The sequence below is a fragment of the Pedobacter sp. 01N310 genome (assembly GCF_056399805.1).
On the sequence record NZ_JBFTSB010000001.1, the window covers coordinates 919,735 to 936,268 of the forward strand.

At 37.4% G+C, this 16,534-nt stretch carries 19 protein-coding genes; 10 read left to right on the forward strand and 9 right to left on the reverse strand.

Going from position 1 to position 16,534, the window contains the following annotated elements; translation table 11 throughout:
- Nucleotides 1–120 precede the first annotated feature (120 nt).
- Complete coding sequence (locus AC1DNH_RS03390) at nt 121–1,272, reverse strand: galactokinase (protein ID WP_477583851.1); 1,152 nt, start codon at nt 1,270–1,272, stop codon at nt 121–123.
- 76 nt (nt 1,273–1,348) lie between these two features.
- On the opposite strand from AC1DNH_RS03390, the gene AC1DNH_RS03395 reads away from it, so the two are divergent.
- Together AC1DNH_RS03395 and AC1DNH_RS03400 are read left to right on the forward strand one after the other, a co-directional pair.
- Entirely contained in the window at nt 1,349–2,398 is a 1,050-nt protein-coding gene (locus AC1DNH_RS03395) for an aldose epimerase family protein (protein WP_029274395.1), read from the forward strand.
- 3 nt (nt 2,399–2,401) lie between these two features.
- On the forward strand, nt 2,402–2,797 hold the full coding sequence (locus AC1DNH_RS03400) for a DUF1398 domain-containing protein (RefSeq protein WP_477611239.1): 396 nt from the start codon (nt 2,402–2,404) through the stop codon (nt 2,795–2,797).
- A 246-nt stretch (nt 2,798–3,043) separates the two neighbouring features.
- Here AC1DNH_RS03400 and AC1DNH_RS03405 read toward each other — a convergent pair whose 3' ends face one another.
- The 4 genes from AC1DNH_RS03405 to ribD form a co-directional block, all read right to left on the reverse strand.
- Nucleotides 3,044–3,904 (reverse strand): nucleoside phosphorylase, encoded by an 861-nt coding sequence (locus AC1DNH_RS03405; protein ID WP_477583855.1) that lies wholly within the window; start codon nt 3,902–3,904, stop codon nt 3,044–3,046.
- A 76-nt stretch (nt 3,905–3,980) separates the two neighbouring features.
- Nucleotides 3,981–4,595: an IMPACT family protein gene (locus tag AC1DNH_RS03410; protein WP_477583857.1), complete on the reverse strand. Its 615-nt coding sequence runs from the start codon at nt 4,593–4,595 to the stop codon at nt 3,981–3,983.
- Nucleotides 4,582–5,451 (reverse strand): EamA family transporter, encoded by an 870-nt coding sequence (locus tag AC1DNH_RS03415; protein WP_477610700.1) that lies wholly within the window; start codon nt 5,449–5,451, stop codon nt 4,582–4,584. The genes AC1DNH_RS03410 and AC1DNH_RS03415 overlap by 14 nt, the downstream gene beginning before the upstream one ends.
- Nucleotides 5,452–6,504, reverse strand: a complete 1,053-nt coding sequence (gene ribD, locus AC1DNH_RS03420; protein ID WP_477610701.1) for a bifunctional diaminohydroxyphosphoribosylaminopyrimidine deaminase/5-amino-6-(5-phosphoribosylamino)uracil reductase RibD — start codon at nt 6,502–6,504, stop codon at nt 5,452–5,454.
- Between the two features lie 80 nt (nt 6,505–6,584).
- Here ribD and prmC point away from each other — a divergent pair, with 80 nt between their 5' ends.
- On the forward strand, nt 6,585–7,445 hold the full coding sequence (gene prmC / locus AC1DNH_RS03425) for a peptide chain release factor N(5)-glutamine methyltransferase (protein WP_477585972.1): 861 nt from the start codon (nt 6,585–6,587) through the stop codon (nt 7,443–7,445).
- Nucleotides 7,446–7,571: 126 nt separating this feature from the next.
- On the opposite strand, the gene xerD is transcribed toward prmC, so the two are convergent.
- The gene (gene xerD / locus AC1DNH_RS03430; RefSeq protein WP_477609798.1) at nt 7,572–8,471 is read right to left on the reverse strand and encodes a site-specific tyrosine recombinase XerD; all 900 of its coding nucleotides are present in this window, start codon (nt 8,469–8,471) and stop codon (nt 7,572–7,574) included.
- Nucleotides 8,472–8,520: 49 nt separating this feature from the next.
- Here xerD and aroQ point away from each other — a divergent pair, with 49 nt between their 5' ends.
- Nucleotides 8,521–8,937 carry a type II 3-dehydroquinate dehydratase gene (aroQ, locus tag AC1DNH_RS03435; RefSeq protein WP_230149900.1) on the forward strand — a complete coding sequence of 139 codons (417 nt, stop codon included), beginning with the start codon at nt 8,521–8,523 and terminating at the stop codon, nt 8,935–8,937.
- A gap of 149 nt (nt 8,938–9,086) precedes the next feature.
- Here the strand turns inward: aroQ and AC1DNH_RS03440 are convergent, their stop codons facing one another.
- Together AC1DNH_RS03440 and AC1DNH_RS03445 are read right to left on the reverse strand one after the other, a co-directional pair.
- The gene (locus AC1DNH_RS03440; protein WP_477583123.1) at nt 9,087–10,100 is read right to left on the reverse strand and encodes a glycosyltransferase family 2 protein; all 1,014 of its coding nucleotides are present in this window, start codon (nt 10,098–10,100) and stop codon (nt 9,087–9,089) included.
- Nucleotides 10,101–10,105: 5 nt separating this feature from the next.
- On the reverse strand, nt 10,106–10,978 hold the full coding sequence (locus tag AC1DNH_RS03445; RefSeq protein ID WP_477609796.1) for a lysophospholipid acyltransferase family protein: 873 nt from the start codon (nt 10,976–10,978) through the stop codon (nt 10,106–10,108).
- A 39-nt stretch (nt 10,979–11,017) separates the two neighbouring features.
- Here AC1DNH_RS03445 and AC1DNH_RS03450 point away from each other — a divergent pair, with 39 nt between their 5' ends.
- The 6 genes from AC1DNH_RS03450 (at nt 11,018) to bioB (ending at nt 15,858) form a co-directional block, all read left to right on the forward strand.
- Nucleotides 11,018–11,629: a WbqC family protein gene (locus AC1DNH_RS03450; protein ID WP_477583121.1), complete on the forward strand. Its 612-nt coding sequence runs from the start codon at nt 11,018–11,020 to the stop codon at nt 11,627–11,629.
- 2 nt (nt 11,630–11,631) lie between these two features.
- Entirely contained in the window at nt 11,632–12,753 is a 1,122-nt protein-coding gene (gene corA / locus AC1DNH_RS03455) for a magnesium/cobalt transporter CorA (protein WP_477583119.1), read from the forward strand.
- A 52-nt stretch (nt 12,754–12,805) separates the two neighbouring features.
- The gene (locus AC1DNH_RS03460) at nt 12,806–13,048 is read left to right on the forward strand and encodes a type II toxin-antitoxin system ParD family antitoxin (RefSeq protein ID WP_477583118.1); all 243 of its coding nucleotides are present in this window, start codon (nt 12,806–12,808) and stop codon (nt 13,046–13,048) included.
- Nucleotides 13,048–13,344, forward strand: a complete 297-nt coding sequence (locus tag AC1DNH_RS03465; protein ID WP_477583117.1) for a type II toxin-antitoxin system RelE/ParE family toxin — start codon at nt 13,048–13,050, stop codon at nt 13,342–13,344. Before AC1DNH_RS03460 ends, AC1DNH_RS03465 begins: the two co-directional genes overlap by 1 nt.
- 51 nt (nt 13,345–13,395) lie before the next feature.
- On the forward strand, nt 13,396–14,745 hold the full coding sequence (mgtE, locus tag AC1DNH_RS03470) for a magnesium transporter (RefSeq protein ID WP_215132336.1): 1,350 nt from the start codon (nt 13,396–13,398) through the stop codon (nt 14,743–14,745).
- Nucleotides 14,746–14,856: 111 nt separating this feature from the next.
- Nucleotides 14,857–15,858 (forward strand): biotin synthase BioB, encoded by a 1,002-nt coding sequence (gene bioB / locus AC1DNH_RS03475; RefSeq protein ID WP_477583115.1) that lies wholly within the window; start codon nt 14,857–14,859, stop codon nt 15,856–15,858.
- Between the two features lie 207 nt (nt 15,859–16,065).
- Here the strand turns inward: bioB and AC1DNH_RS03480 are convergent, their stop codons facing one another.
- Nucleotides 16,066–16,476 (reverse strand): organic hydroperoxide resistance protein, encoded by a 411-nt coding sequence (locus AC1DNH_RS03480; protein ID WP_108198657.1) that lies wholly within the window; start codon nt 16,474–16,476, stop codon nt 16,066–16,068.
- Between the last annotated feature and the right edge of the window lie 58 nt (nt 16,477–16,534).

Consider the following 16,534-nt stretch of genomic DNA (forward strand, 5'->3'; position numbering starts at 1 on the left):
AACTGATAGCCCAGTTTTTTGTCTACTATATTTTTATTAAGTTTAACCTTGATGAAAAACAGAATGCAAATTTTTCTAACCAAAATCTGTGGTTATCTGTGCAAATCTGTGGTTAATATTTTATAATCTAATTGGCCCATAGCCAATTTCGCTAATGTAAATCGCAGCGGGATAGCCAATTTTATCTACGTAATAATCGGTTAAATGTTTTGCAAAGTCTTCTTCAAAGCCTTTCTCCAACAAAGCTATTGCACATCCGCCAAATCCAGCACCGGTCATACGGGCACCTATAACATGCTCATAATCTGTGCAAAAATCTACTACTGTATCCAATTCTTTTCCGCTTACTTCATATAATGTTTTTAATGATTCGTGCGAGGCATACATCAAGCGGCCAAATTCTTCCAGGTTTCCGCCGTTTAAGGCTTTAGCCGCTAAATGAACCCGATCATTTTCTTTGACCACATGTGTTGTACGGTTTAAAATAGTTTCATCTGTTATTAAATGGCTGTGTAATGCAAATTTCTCAGCGGTTAATTCGCAAAGATAATGAAGTGTTATTTCCTGGTTCAGCAATTTCAGTGCAGTTTGGCATTCTGCTACACGTTCGTTGTATTTAGAATCTGCTAATTCTCTTGGTTTATTGGTATTGATGATGGCCAAAACATAATTGCCCAGGTCAACATCAACCATTTTGTATTTTAAGGTCTCACAGTCTAAAACAATCGCTTTGTTTTTTTCGCCAAAAACAACTGCAAACTGATCCATAATACCAGAATTTAAGCCTATAAAATCATTCTCAACGCGTTTGGCGATTTTAACCAGTTCCAGTTGATCATAACCAAGATTAAAATAAGTATTTAAAGCATAAGCAGTGGCAATTTCTATAGAAGCTGAAGAGGAGAGACCAGATCCGATTGGAATATTTCCATAAAACAGAAAATCCACGCCATTAATTTCTTTTCCATCATTAATAAATTCGTTGATCACACCTATAGGGTAATTGGCCCATAAGCTGCCATCTTTATCGTTTGTGGTATTACTTGTTACCTCAGTTTGAACTTCGAAGTTTAAGCTTTTAAACCTGAATTTATGATCGTTATTTGAGGAAATGGCTACCCAGGTTCCCAAGGTAATGGCACAGGGCATAACCAAACCGCCATTATAATCGATGTGTTCGCCTATCAGGTTAACACGCCCGGGGGTAAAATAAACGGCATCAGCTTTTTTATGGTATTGCTCGGCAAATTTTTCCTCAAGGTTAATGTTCATTTGGCTAAAATATATTTATAAAAAGCATTAATAATAGTATGTTTGTTTAGGAAACAAAAGCCCTAAGTTACAATTTATGAGCGTTCAGCAAATACCTACCGGAAAAATTATTGATGGCGAAGAAGTTATCGCAATCGAACTAACCAACAGTAAAGGCACTTATGTCAAAATATTCAATTATGGCACCATTATCAACAAATTTGTAGTTAAGAATGCTAAAGGCGAAAAACAGGATATCGTTCTTGGTTTCGATACTTTTGAAGAATACCTTGATCCTGCTTATTTGGCAAACTATCCTTATTTTGGCGCTATTGTTGGCCGATATGCCAACCGCATAAAAAATGGAAGACTCGTTATTGATGATGAAACCTATCAGCTGGCACAAAATGCCGGTACCGATACCCTGCATGGTGGTATAGTAGGCTTTGATAAAAAAGTTTGGGATATTGTTGAAATTAATGATGGGCCTCAACCTTCAGTTACCCTGCAATATGAAAGTGTAGACGGAGAGGAAAATTTCCCTGGAAACCTGGTTATTGATTTAACTTTCGAACTGACTGAAAATGATGAATTGATTTTAAGTTATGAAGCCGAAACAGATAAAGCTACAGCCATTAACTTAACGCACCATAGTTATTTTAACCTGGCGCCTGAGGGTGGAAACATCAAAAACCATAAGCAACAGATTTTCGCTTCAAATTATTTGGAGCAAGATGATAATTATTCGGTAACAGGTACATTAATTCCTGTGGAAGGTACACCATTGGATTTTACGAAATCTAAAGCAATAGGGCAGGATTGGAATGAAGATGAAGGATACGACCAAACTTTCGTTTTGGATAAGATCTATGGCGATTTATCGCTGGCCAGTAAAACAATTGAAGAAGAAAGTGGTTTAGTTTTAAGCGTATACACCACAGAACCGGTAGCCCATTTGTACACAGCGAAATATTTAGGAGTAAAAAACGGTAAAGGTGGAAAAGATTATGACAGTTATGGAGCCTTTTGTGTAGAAACACAACACCACCCAAATGCGGTTAATGTTCCAACTTTTCCTAGTACCATTTTAAGACCGGATGATTTGTACACGCAAACTACAATTTACAAAGTTTCATTAAACAGATAGATTATGTTCACCATCGAAGACATCCGGGCAGCAGAATCAAAAATTAAAACTGGTGCAGATTTCCCTCAGTTTATTAAAGAAATTAAGGAAATGGGTGTTAAGCGAAACGATGTATATGTATCCGATGGCCTTTCGATTTATTTCGATGATGAAGATAATGTACAGCAGATCAGTCCTGATGAGTATCCGGCTTTGATTATAAATGATGAAGCGTCTGCTGGTAAGTTAACACATGCTTTGAAAATACATCAGCAGGGAGAAACCGATTATTTTACCTTTTGCAAGCAAGCCGCAGATGCGGGCGTAGAGAAATGGGTAACCGACCTCGAAGAAATGACCTGTACTTATTTAGATGCTGAAGGCAATGAACTGATGAAGGAGAAGATACGAAAAGTATAAGAGGCTGTATCATAAATTGTAATTTGCTTTGAATTTGTCATGTTGAGCCTGTCGAAACACCTTGTAAGACATCTAAAGCATGTCCTTCGACAAGCTCAGGATGACAATTCTATATTTATGATATAGCTGTCTTTTTATTGCTGCGATTGACATCCAGATTCCTTAGTCTGTGATCGTCCTTGAATCTACCACGCTTCGATTTCTGTAATGTCAGATGTTACCATCTGACATTCAATAGATTTTTATTTAAATTCTTTCAAGCACCATTTTTATCGCTTGCGCTACAATTTTGTTTGGTTCTTTGCTAAATTCGAAATTTACACGACTGGCTAAAATGGCATTTACTGAAATTGCGTTATGACCCAAAACTTTGGCTAGTGCATAAATCCCTGCGGTTTCCATTTCCAGATTGGTAATACGGTGCTGATTGCTTTTAAAGCTATTAATCAAGCCAATAAAATCGGGAACCGCGTTTTTAGCACGTACAATTCTACCCTGTGGAGCATAAAAGCCAGGCGCCGTAATGGTTATGCCTTTCGCCATGTCTTTTCCAATCGTATTCAATAATGTTTCACTCGCTGCCGTTAAATAAGGATTGATATTTTTAAGATGCCCAAAGTGTGCTTTGATATCATCCATTAAAATCTGTTCATCACCAGATAATTTTTGAAGGTAATAATTCATTAAGGCATCCATCCCTAAGCCATAAGAAGAAGCTAAAATTGTTCCCATCGGAATATCCGGTTGAACAGCACCAGAGGTACCCACTCTGATAATATTTAATGAAGTAAGCTCTTTTTTAATTTCACGGGTTTCAAAATCAACATTAACCAGGGCATCTAACTCATTAAAAACAATATCAATGTTATCGGTACCAATACCTGTTGAGAGTACGGTAACGCGTTTTTTGCCTAAATAACCAGTGTGGGTGATAAACTCGCGTTTACCTTTTTTAAATTCTATTTTGTCGAAATATTTGCTTACCTCGCCAACGCGGTCAGGATCGCCAACGGTAATTACAGTATCAGCAATATCACCCGGTAAAAGGTTTAAGTGGTATATGCTCCCATCAGGATTGATGATTAAGTCGCTTTCGGATATTTTCATATTTGGTTTATTTTGCCCGCTGATTTCGATGATTCACTCAGATTTCATCCGTGTTCACCCTTTTAATCTGTGGTTATTAAACGGTTTGCAGGTATTTTAATTTAACACCTTCAATTTTATCAAATTTACTTAAAACCTGGTTGAGTTGTGCTTTTCTGACTTCAAATTTCAATATGCAATTGGTATCAAACTGTTGCGCCAAAATCTGTAAGTTCTCCTCTTTGCTCAACTTCATTACATCGTTCATCTGAAGGTAATCGAAATGCACTTCATAAACATCATTCACGGTTTTGCTGATAACCGAAGCTGCTTTAATTGCCTCAACACTAGCTGTTTTGTATGCATTAATTAAACCTGGAACACCCAGTAAGGTTCCACCGAAATAACGTACAACAACAATTAATGTATTGGTGATATCTTCTGACAATAAACAGTTCAGAATAGGCCTGCCTGCGGTACCCGAAGGTTCGCCATCATCATTCATTCGATAAACAGATCGATCTGGTGTTAAACGATATGCATAACAAAAATGATTGGCCTTAACATGTTCTGCGCGAAGTTTGGTGATAACCGGCTTTAATTCTACTTCACTACGGATAGGATAGGCATATGCAATAAATTTGCTTCCTTTATCTCGAAAGATACCCTCTGAGGCACTTTCGATGGTTTTATAAGAATCATCGAACAGCATTTTGCGATAGTGTAATGAAAATAATAGCAGCAATAGCGAAGATGATGCCTGCGTAATTTAACTTGCTCAGCTTTTCTTTAAAAGCAATAACACCAATTAAGGTGCCTACTATGATTACGCCTAAATTCATCGCTGCAAACACGGTAGATGGATTTTCTGCCAGCGCTTTATGGGCTTTCATGTAAAAAAGGATATTCCCAAAATTGAAGAAGCCTAAAATAAATCCGCAAACCACATTTACCAGTTGTATTTTTATTTTGCCAGCCATTACCATCGAAATTACAATAAGCAATGAAACAATAAACGCCAGGCAAAAAACAGTAAAAAGCGAGGTGGTATAAGGCAATTCTTTATATAATGCAATTTGTTTAAAAAGGACGTCGATTACCCCAAAACCGACGAAAACCATAATGGGGTAGAGCAGGCTTCCTTTATTGCTTTCTTCCTGATCAGATTTCCGAAGAAAAGTTAAAAAAATAGCCACAAAACCAATCGCCAGACCAATAATTTTCAGGTTATTAAAATCTTCTTTAAAAATAAAATAAGCCGCCAGTATCGGGATAAATAGCGATAAACGTTGTGCGATATCTGTTTTAACAATGCCAAGGTTTTTTACCGATGCCGCAAGGAATAAAAATATCGACGGCAATAGAATAGCCAGGGCAATATAAATAGGCCACGGTGCGGTAGAGGTGATCAGTTTAACATCGGGCTTAAAAAAAAGAAAACATAAGCTTAATGCAGTAAAATAATTAATGGTAACGGCTTGAATAATACTGATTTGGTACCGTTTTGCCAGCTTTAATAAAACGGCTACGGTAACACTACAGCAAATGCTTAAAATAATGTAGATCATTTATTTGATGTCGTTTAGATAGATAGAGAGTTTGTCATTTCCGATTTGAACTGTTTCCTGCAGATTTCCATTAATGTTTGGAGAAGAAACCCCATCGCTCCAGCTGGCAGATGAAGTAAAAATACGTGCTTCATCCCATAGGTTGGTATTTAAAAATTGATTTAAAATATTGGCGCCGCCCTCAATGATTACCGATTGTATATCCATCAGGTAAAGCTGAAAGGCGATTTTTTGGGCTAAATAAAAGTGCATATCTTCCATCTGGATATAATGGATATTCTCTATAACATCAGTTTTAACCTCATTAAAGATAATGGTTTTGGCTGCTGCATTGAAGATATGGTTCGTTATTGGCACCTGAAGGTTCTTGTCGATTACCAGGCGGATTGGGTTTTTGCCTGTCCATTCCCGAGCGGTTAATTGCGGATTATCCATAATGGCAGTTTGCTTGCCGATCAGGATCGCATCTTCTTCGCTACGCCATTGATGCGCCAAACGTTTGGCCAAAGCGCCGCTGATCCATTTCTGGTGACCATCCTTTGTTGCGAAATAACCATTTGCGGTTTGGGCCCATTTTAAAATAATATAAGGTCTTTGTTTTTGTATCCGGGTAAAAAATCTTCTGTTGAAATAGCGGCATTCATCATCCAAAATTCCACTCGCCACTTCAATTCCTGCATTTCTGAGTTTTTCGATGCCTTTGCCATCGACACCTGAAAAAGGGTCTCTATTGCCAATCACTACCTTCTTTAGCTGATGTTTTACCAATAAATCAGCACAGGGAGGCGTTTTGCCAAAATGGGCACAGGGCTCTAGGTTAACATAAACAGTAGCCTGTTTCAAGAGATTTTCGGCCTCATCGCCGTGTTTATCAAAAACAGCTTTAACGGCATTGGGTTCGGCATGCGATTTTCCATATTCCTGATGATATCCTTCTCCAATAATTCTGCCATCTACAACGATAACACAGCCAACCATTGGGTTCGGACTAACATTCCCTAAAGCTAAGGCTGCTAAGTCAAGACAGCGTTTTATATAAAATTCATCGCTCATTAGCGCAAAAGTAGTAAAAAAAGAGTCATGGCCTTATCAAAAGAGAGCTGTTATCATCCCAATTAAGTAATTTTGTACATATGAAGATAGGAGAATTAGCGGCGCATTACGAACTCGAACTTGAGCCTTTATACGATAGTAATGAAGCAAAAGCATTATTTAGTATTGCTGCCGAGCAAGTTTTGGCTTTATCTTCAGCTAAACTGATCATGCAAAAAGATATCGATATCAGCTTTATCAATATGCAGAAACTTTTGAGCATCCTCAACGATTTGCAGATCGGAAAACCCATTCAGCATATTTTGGAAGAAGCTCATTTTTATGGCGCTGTGTTTAAAGTTAACGAACAAGTGCTTATCCCGAGGCCAGAAACAGAAGAACTGGTAGATTGGATCATTTCAGATAACAGTTCGCAGTTTTCAGTTGACACTAACCATAAAATCAGTATTCTTGATATTGGAACCGGCTCTGGATGCATTCCCATCACACTTAAAAAACATTTACCAAAAGCTGAAGTAGCTACATTGGACGTCTCTGCTAATGCCATTACAGTAGCCAAAGAAAATGCAGAACAGATCAATGTGAGGATTAAATTTATTGAAGCAGACATTTTGACCTTCAAATCTGAAGAGAAGTTTGATATCATCGTAAGTAATCCTCCTTATATCAGGGATTTAGAGAAAGCGGATATGCATAATAACGTGTTAGTGTACGAACCACATTTAGCATTATTTGTTCGTGATGAAAACCCCTTAATATTTTATAAAGCTATTGCTGATTTTGCAAGAACAAACCTAAAACCCAACGGGCAACTTTATTTTGAAATCAATGAATATTTAGGCAACGAAACAATTGAAATGTTAGCAGCTAAAGGCTTTATTAATATTGAGTTAAGACAAGATATGCAAGGTAAAGACAGAATGGTGAGGGCAGGGATTTAAGGTATTTGAAGTCCGAGGATGGAGGTCTGAAGATATGTTGCAAAGGAATAAATTCCCTGCCGTTCGTCCTCCTGAACTTGTTTCAGGATCTATAATTAAAGGTACTTTAGTCTTTCTGCTCTTCAACTAAGCCCTCGGATGAAACTGCGTAATTACCTCTCTTAAATAATCTCTATCAATGTGCGTATAAATTTCTGTAGTGGTAATACTCGAATGGCCAAGCATTTCCTGTACAGCACGCAAATCGGCACCACCTTCAATTAAATGTGTGGCGAAAGAATGCCTTAACGTATGTGGACTGATTGTTTTCTTTAATCCGGTAGATATAGCCAGGCTTTTAATCAGGTTAAAAATCGAAATACGCGAAAGTTTAGCGCCAAAACGGTTTAAAAAGATGAAATCTTCATGCCCTTTTTTAATATTAGCATGTACACGTACTTCGTTGATGTAAATATCGAGCAGTTTTAAGGCTACGCTTCCAATGGGCACTAAACGTTCTTTATTTCCTTTTCCAATTACTTTTATAAATTCGATCTGTGGGAACACATTTGAGATCTTTAGTTCGGTTAATTCAGTTACACGCAAGCCGCAGCCATATAACACTTCCATAATAGCTTTATTACGCATGCCTTCAGGCTTTGAAGCATCTATGGCAGAAATAAGTTCATTAATCTCGTATATATTCAAAGTATCTGGTAATTTTCTGCTGAGTTTTGGTGCTTCGAGCAATGCTGTAGGATCAGTTGAAATTACATCTTCGAGCATTAAATAGGCAAAGAAAGCTTTTAATCCTGATATTACCCGGGCTTGTGTACTGGCTTGCATACCCAGTTCATTCAACCAAGAGATAAAGGATTTTAGATCAATGATGGTAATGTCAGTTAGTTTAGGCTCTTTGTTTAAAGATTGAAAATACTGGATCAATTTATCAATATCACTCAGATAGGCATCAACAGAATTACCAGATAACGACCGCTCTAACTTTAAATACGATTTAAATCCTTTAATATATGATGGCAAAAGCATGCTTTTATTTGAGATTTTTTATAACATTGCAACGTTACAACATTATATTATGAAAATACAAATTATTAACGGCCCAAACTTAAACTTATTAGGTGTACGCGAGCCATCTATTTACGGAAACACCAGTATTGAAGATTATATTAAAGAATTAAAAACGGTTTATCCGGATATAGAAATTGAATACTATCAGAGTAATGTTGAGGGCGAAATTATTAATAAATTGCATGAAGTTGGTTTTAGTTATGATGGGGTAGTGCTTAATGCAGGAGGTTACACCCATACCTCCGTTGCTATTGCTGATGCGATTGCAGCTATTAAAACCCCTGTGGTTGAGGTGCACATATCTAATATTTATGCCCGCGAAGAATATCGTCATGTCTCTTTAACCGGTAAAAACTGTCAAGGTGTTTTAACTGGCTTTGGCATAAAAGGTTATCGTTTAGCTATTGAAAGTTTGCTGATTTAATCTATTCTGATATTAATTCTGTCAGATGGCAACATCTGACAGCACTCCAATAAAAGTTCAAAAAGATTGGTCGTCATTCCCGTGCAGACGGGAATCTTAAAACTTATGCATTACGATTCCCAATCGGGTTGGGAATGACGATTCACGATTTACTTCAAGTTCGAAAAATATTTAATTTTCTTAATAAAAAATGCCCAAACAACGCTATTGTTATATACTCCAGCATGTTGGCTATACGCTTTTTGAACGGTTTTCCGCTTTTTGTTCGTTTTTGAAAGCGATTTAAGAAAATGCCAATGGCCTTTCGTAACTGCGATTGTAAATTTAGGTTTTCCGGTAAGCAAAAAGTGCCACCACGCAATAAAATCAATAAACATCCTGATTGTTATTCGGAAAACGGCATCACTGGCAGGTAGGTTTTTCTGCATGATGATGAGGTTGTTTCTGAAATTGAGATAAGTTTTAAAAGGATTCTCCGTCTGCAAAGTTCCACCGCCTACATGGTAAACTTCGGCGTCCGGACAGTACATAATTTTATAGTTCAGGTTCTTTAAACGCCAGCACAGATCTATCTCCTCCATATGAGCAAAAAGATCGGCATCTAAACCGCCCGCTTCTTGCCAGCATTTACTTTTAATAAAAAAAGCAGCTCCACTGGCCCAAAAAACTTCCGTTTTATCATTGTACTGGTCATTGTCAAACTCATACACATTAAACAGTCTGCCACGGCAGAAAGGAAAAGAATAGATGTCTAGATAACCTCCGGCAGCACCCGCATACTCGAATTGTTTCTTGTTTAACTGCCATTTAATTTTAGGCTGTGCTGCTGCGATCTGTGCATCGCTTTCCATTAAATCAATTACCGGCTTTATCCAATTAGGGGTTACCTCTACATCCGAATTGAGCAGGATAAAATAATCGGCCTCAACACGTTCTAAAACCTTGTTATAGCCCCCAGCAAAACCGTAATTCTGGTCGTTCTGGATAATTTTAACGCTAGGAAAGTTTTCTTGTAAAAACAAAACTGAATCATCGGTGGAAGCATTATCGCCCACAACAATTTGCAGATTATCATACTCAGAAAGCAAAATTCCGGGCAAAAACTGCTGTAAATATGCTTTTCCATTCCAGTTTAAAATTACAACGGCTACTGATGGGTTCATTCTTTTTATTCGGGTTTAAATTTCCAGCGTTTATGGCTCCAAAGCCAATATTGAGGCTGTTCTTTGATAATATTTTCTAAAAACTTAAAGTGCAGATTCGTAATCGCAAACTCATCCATGTTAGCCGGATCGAGGCACATGGGCAAAACTTCTACATGATAATAACCTTTTTTTACTACACTGACTTTAAAGTAGTATATCGGTCTTTTAGTAGATTTTGCTATTTTTTCTACACCCAAAAGCGCAGCAGTTTGTTGGTGTAAAAAATCTACAAAGTATTTGGTTTCTTCTCTTGTAGGAGATTGATCGCTTGCGAAACACAAAAGCGTAGGTTCATTTTTATAGGTGGCCATGCCCCGTAAAGTTTGTCGCATGGCAATGAAAACATTACCATATTTTGTACGCATACAATCAAACCAGGTTTCAAAAATTTTATTTTTGATGGGTTTAAAAATCACCATGGTTTTGGCAGAAATACTAAGCCCTAAAGCTAATGTGCCCAATTCCCAGTTACCATAGTGGCCTGTACAAGCCAATATACTTTCTCCTGCCGCAAAATGGGTTTCGAGCTGCTCCAGTCCTGTAAACTTTACCCTTTTTAGCGTTTCAGCTTTTGAAATGCTGCTCATTTTAATAATTTCGAAAATAAGTTCAGCCAAATACAGGAAAAATTTTTTCTCAATAGCCTTAATTTCTACCGGAGATTTTTCGGGAAAAGAGTGGGTTAAATTCTGCCTGACAACTTTTTTTCTATAGCCTATTATGTAATAAAGCAGATAATATAGTAATCTTGCAAAAAAAAAGAGCAAAGATAAAGGCAGCAGCGATAACAGGTATAAAAAAAATACGCCAACGTGCGCAATCCCTCTTTTAATCATTATTTTTAAAACGTTTCAACTACAAACATAAATTTTCAAATGCAGAATACAGCTATACTTCCATTATTTTATCTTCCACCAGTAGGCTATTTTAGTTTATTACAAAAGCTGGAGGTAGATTTTTTAATCGAAAAACATGAACATTTAGCGAAGCAAACTTACCGCAACAGGGCCAGTATTTATTCTCCAAACGGAAAACTCGATATTACCGTTCCTGTGGTTAAAGGTTCAAAAACACACACGCAAATGAAGGATGTGCGGATTAGTTATGACTTTAAATGGCAACGTTTACATTGGTTGAGCTTAGAAAGTTGCTATAGAAGTTCGGCCTATTTTGAGTTTTATGAAGATGAACTTTCACGGTTCTATAATCAAAAATTTGAATTTCTTTTCGATTATAACCTCGAATTGGTAGAATGGCTCTCCAAAAAGTTAAAGCTCAATAAAAGCTTCGAAGTTACTACCGAATATTTTGATGATATTGCTCCTGAGCTGGATTTTCGTACCATTATGAACCCTAAAAAGGAGGACGATATTGTAAAAAATAAGCCATATTATCAGGTTTTTGAAGATAGACATCAATTTTTGCCCAACTTAAGTATTGTTGATTTGTTGTTTAACCAGGGTCCACAAGCCCGGCTATATTTATAATTATGGGAAAAAATAAGCCGCGTAACCGCCATAAGCACTATAAAGTTCCAGCCCCAGGTACCAGCCCGGGTTTATACACTATTGATGAAGATGCATTAAAGCCAATTATTGTACTTCATATTTATAACGATAAAAGTTATAAAAAAGTGGAATTGGAGAATATCAATAACATTGATAAACTGATTGAAAATAAAGATTTCTGCTATTGGTTTGACATTAAAGGATTAGCAGATCCTAATATATTCGAAACACTTTATTCAAAATTAGGTATCAGCAGGCTTGTATTAGAAGATATTACCAGTTCTTACCAGCGACCCAAGCTGGATGAATATGATAATGACAAGTACATTTTTGCAGTTAGCAGGCACCTGTTTTTAAATGAGGAGAATATTTTAAATAATGATCAGGTTTCTTTTATCCTGTCAGAACGTACATTGATTACCTTTCAGGAAACTTATGCCGATTGTTTTGAGCCCGTTAGGAAACGTTTGGAAATAGGGAAGGGAAACATTCGTATAGGTGGTATTAGTTACCTGATGTATGCCATTATGGACGTGATAGTGGATAATTATTTTTCCCTGTTAAATTTTTGGGGCGAAGAACTGGATACAATTGAAGATCGTTTATATGATCATCCTGACAGGAGAATCATGTACGATACACAGGCGATTAAAAGGTCATTGATCATGATCCGAAAAGTAGCCTGGCCGGAGCGGGATAAACTGAATGATATTATCCGTACCGATAGTCCATTAATATCAGATCTCACCAAAACCTACATGAAGGATGCCTACGATCATTGTATCCAGATCATTGACTTTATCGAATCATTAAAAGAGATTGCTTCAGCCAATATTGATATGAATTTATCCATTATCAGTAACCGGATGAACGAAATCATGAAGGTTTTGACCATCATTTCTTCCATATTTATTCCACTAACCTTTATTGCAGGTATTTACGGAATGAACTTTAGTAGGGAAGACCCAGCAACCGGAAAGATACTAAAAGACAATATGCCCGAATTATACGCCGAACATGGTTATTTGTACACCTGGATTGTAATGGCTATAATAGCGATTTTGCAGGTGATTTATTTTTGGCGCAAAGGTTGGTTTAAATAGTGTTTTGTATTTATACCAATTATTGGTATATTTAAGCTAAATATATAAAGTTATGGGACGAAATACATCAATACTACTAGGAGATCACTTCGATAATTTTATCAGCGAAAAAATCGCCTCTGGGAAATTTAGTTCAGCCAGTGAGGTAATTAGAACAAGTTTAAGGCTATTAGAGGAAGAAGAGAAGCAAATCGAATTGCTGCGTGAAGCGCTAAAAATAGGAGAGGCAAGTGGGTTCGTGAAGAATTTCGACCCTGTAAAACATTTGCAGGAGTTGCACCGCAAGCATTTATAATGGTTACCTACCGTATCAGTGAACCTGCGCAGACAGATCTGGAAGATATTTGGTTATATACATTTAAGAATTGGTCTAAAGATCAAGCAGATAGATACTACGGTTTATTACTCAGTGAGTGTGAATATATATCAAACCATTTTGAATATGGAAAGATAATGGATCATATATTAAAGGGGTATAGGTGTTCGGCGGTTAAATCGCATCTAATATTCTATAAACTGGGAGCGGATGGCTTAGTGGAAATAATCAGAATATTACATCAAATGACTAACATTAAAAGTCACTTATTGTAAAAATCAATTTTTAATATTTGTAGCTTTAGGGCGTTTTTGGTTAGGTTATAGATGCAGTCATTCGAAATAGATAAAAGCGACGTACTCAAGGTTAAAAATGCAATTTTAGCTGGTGATGAAACTTTAAAAGTAGTTTTAGAGGAGTACCATGCCTCAGAAATCGCGATTTTGTTTGAGCGTTTAGATAAATCCGAACAGCGGCATATTATCAACCTGCTTCCGGCAGAAATAGCTTCAGAGATTATTTCTGAGATGGATGAAGAATCCCATCCGGAAGATTTACTTTTTGAGCTCCATCCCGATAAACGTACGGAGATTGTTGAAGAACTGGATTATGATGATGCGACCGACATCATTTCCCAACTGGAGGATCATGAGCAGAAAGAGATTTTAGAAGACCTTACCGAAGATCATGCCTCAGAAATCCGGAACCTTTTAACTTACGACGAAAAAACCGCGGGTGGTTTGATGAATACGGAGCTGATCTGTGTAAACATCAACCTCACTAAAAAAGATGCAATCGACGAGATCATCCGGCAGAGTGAAGAAATGGAGGAGTTTTACACCATTTATGTAGTGGATGATGAGGAGATTTTTAAAGGTATTGTTTCATTAAAAGACATTATTAAAGCAAAACACAATGCCAAAATAACCGAATTGGTTAAAATAGATGCAGTTTATGTGCATCCCGATACCGATCAGGAAGAAGTGGCGAACCTAATTTCACAATATAACTTAACCAGTATTCCAGTAATAGATGATCACCAGAAATTACTCGGTAGGGTAACATTCGATGATGTGATCGATGTAATGGAGGCTGAAAGTACCGAAGATATCTTGAAAATTTCGGGGGTATCAGAAGATGAAGAATTGAGCGGTAACTGGGTAGAAGCGGTAAAATCGCGTTTGCCATGGTTAATTATCAACCTCGGTACAGCATTTTTAGCTTCATCTGTAGTACGTTATTTTGATCCAACCATTAAGTTAATTCCTTCCTTAGCGGCCTACATGACCATTATTGCGGGGATGGGTGGAAATGCAGCTACCCAGGCACTTGCCGTAACCGTTAGGCGTATTTCACTTTACGACTTGACTGATAAACAGGCCTATCGTACCGTTTTAAAAGAATTTACCGTAGGCTTAATAAATGGTGCATCCAATGGATTAATCGTATTTATTTTTGCTTACTTTTTTGATGGAAACCCAATGCTTGGATTGGTTATCTTCCTGGCTATGACGGGCAATCTGGTAATTGCAGGCATCACGGGTGCTGGTATTCCATTAATTTTAAAACGGGTAGGTATCGATCCTGCCATTGCATCATCTATAATTATTACTACTTTTACCGACGTTTTTGGTTTCCTATTAATTTTAGGATTGGCCAGCAAACTTTTACTATAATCAGGATTTACTTGATTTTAGGATTTCAAGATTTAAAACTTGCAAAACTAAATTGAGCGCCTGTTAATTTAACTTAGACTACAAACTTTAAATCTGTAAAATCTGATCCCGATGCAAAAAACAAGACACGATTGGACAAAAGAAGAAATACAAGAAATTTATAACAGACCATTTTTAGATCTGGTTTACGAAGCCGCAAGCATCCACAGAGAAAATAAAGATTACAATGAAGTTCAGGTAAGTTCATTAATCTCGATCAAAACTGGAGGTTGTGCTGAAGACTGTTCATATTGCCCACAGGCAGCCCGCTACCATACCGAATTAGAAGTTCAACCATTGATGCAGGTTAGCCAAGTGGTTAGCGCCGCAGTTAAGGCAAAAGAGGGGGGGGCATCACGTTTATGTATGGGAGCCGCATGGCGCGAAGTACGTGATAACCGCGATTTTGACCGTGTAATTGAAATGGTGAAAGCCGTGAATGATATGGATATGGAAGTTTGCTGTACTTTAGGTATGCTTACCGAAAACCAGGCACAACGTTTAGCTGATGCTGGTTTATATGCATATAACCATAACATCGATACCTCTGAAGATGATTACAAACGTATTATTTCGACCAGAACTTACGATGATCGATTAAATACCATTAAAAATGTTCGTAAAGCCAAATTAACGGTATGTAGTGGTGGTATTATTGGTTTAGGCGAAACGGTAGAAGACCGTGTTTCAATGTTGCAGACTTTATCAAACATGGAAAAACATCCTGAATCAGTTCCCGTTAATGCTTTAGTGCCCGTAAAAGGTACTCCTTTAGAAAATCAGCCCCGTGTTCCAATCTGGGATATGGTAAGAATGATTGCTACAGCACGAATCGTAATGCCAAACTCGGTGGTGCGTTTATCAGCCGGTAGAAACGAAATGAGTACGCTAGAACAAGCTTTTTGCTTTATGGCAGGGGCAAGCTCTATTTTTGCAGGCGATAAATTATTAACCACACCAAATCCTGCATTTGTTGATGATATGGCCATGTTTGAATTACTGGGACTAAAAACCCGCGACGCCTTTAAAAATGGCAGACCAGCAAATACAAGAATTGAACAGGAAGCTATTTAATCAAAAAATATAAACTGATATCCGTGGTGTCAATTGTTTCCAACTGACACAAAGATAAGTTTCGATTCTTAAGTACTGTAAATAAAAAAGTCCCGACTAAAATCGGGACTTTTTTATAGCGGTATCATATATTTCTATCTGACACCAAGTTGAATCCTATTTTAATGTGAGATGGTAACATCTGACATCCCGGTATCCGGCTTCGCTTTAAACTGCGGTTACCCTTACCTCAATATTTCCTCTGGTTGCTTTAGAATACGGACATGCCCTATGCGCTTTATCAGCCAAGGCCTGTGCTTCCTCATGCGAAATCCCTGGAATATGTACATCCAGGTCTGCAGAGAGAACAAATGCATTACCATCTTTATTAAAAGAAACCAATACTTTTACATTTGCTTCACTAATATCAACACCTTCTCGCTCCGCTACACCACCTAAGGCTCCCAAATAGCATGGCCCCCAGGCAGCAGCAAACAATTCTTCTGGGTTTGTGGCGCCTCCTTGACCGCCAAGCTCTTTTGGCTTTCTTAAATCGAAATCTAAAATTCCATCACTCGATTTAATGTGTCCGTCTCGTCCTCCAGTAGCTGTAACTTCAGCCGTATATAGCTTTTCCATAATGTTTTCTTAATATGGATACTTAACAATTTTTAGTGGCCTTTGTTTTTAATACAAG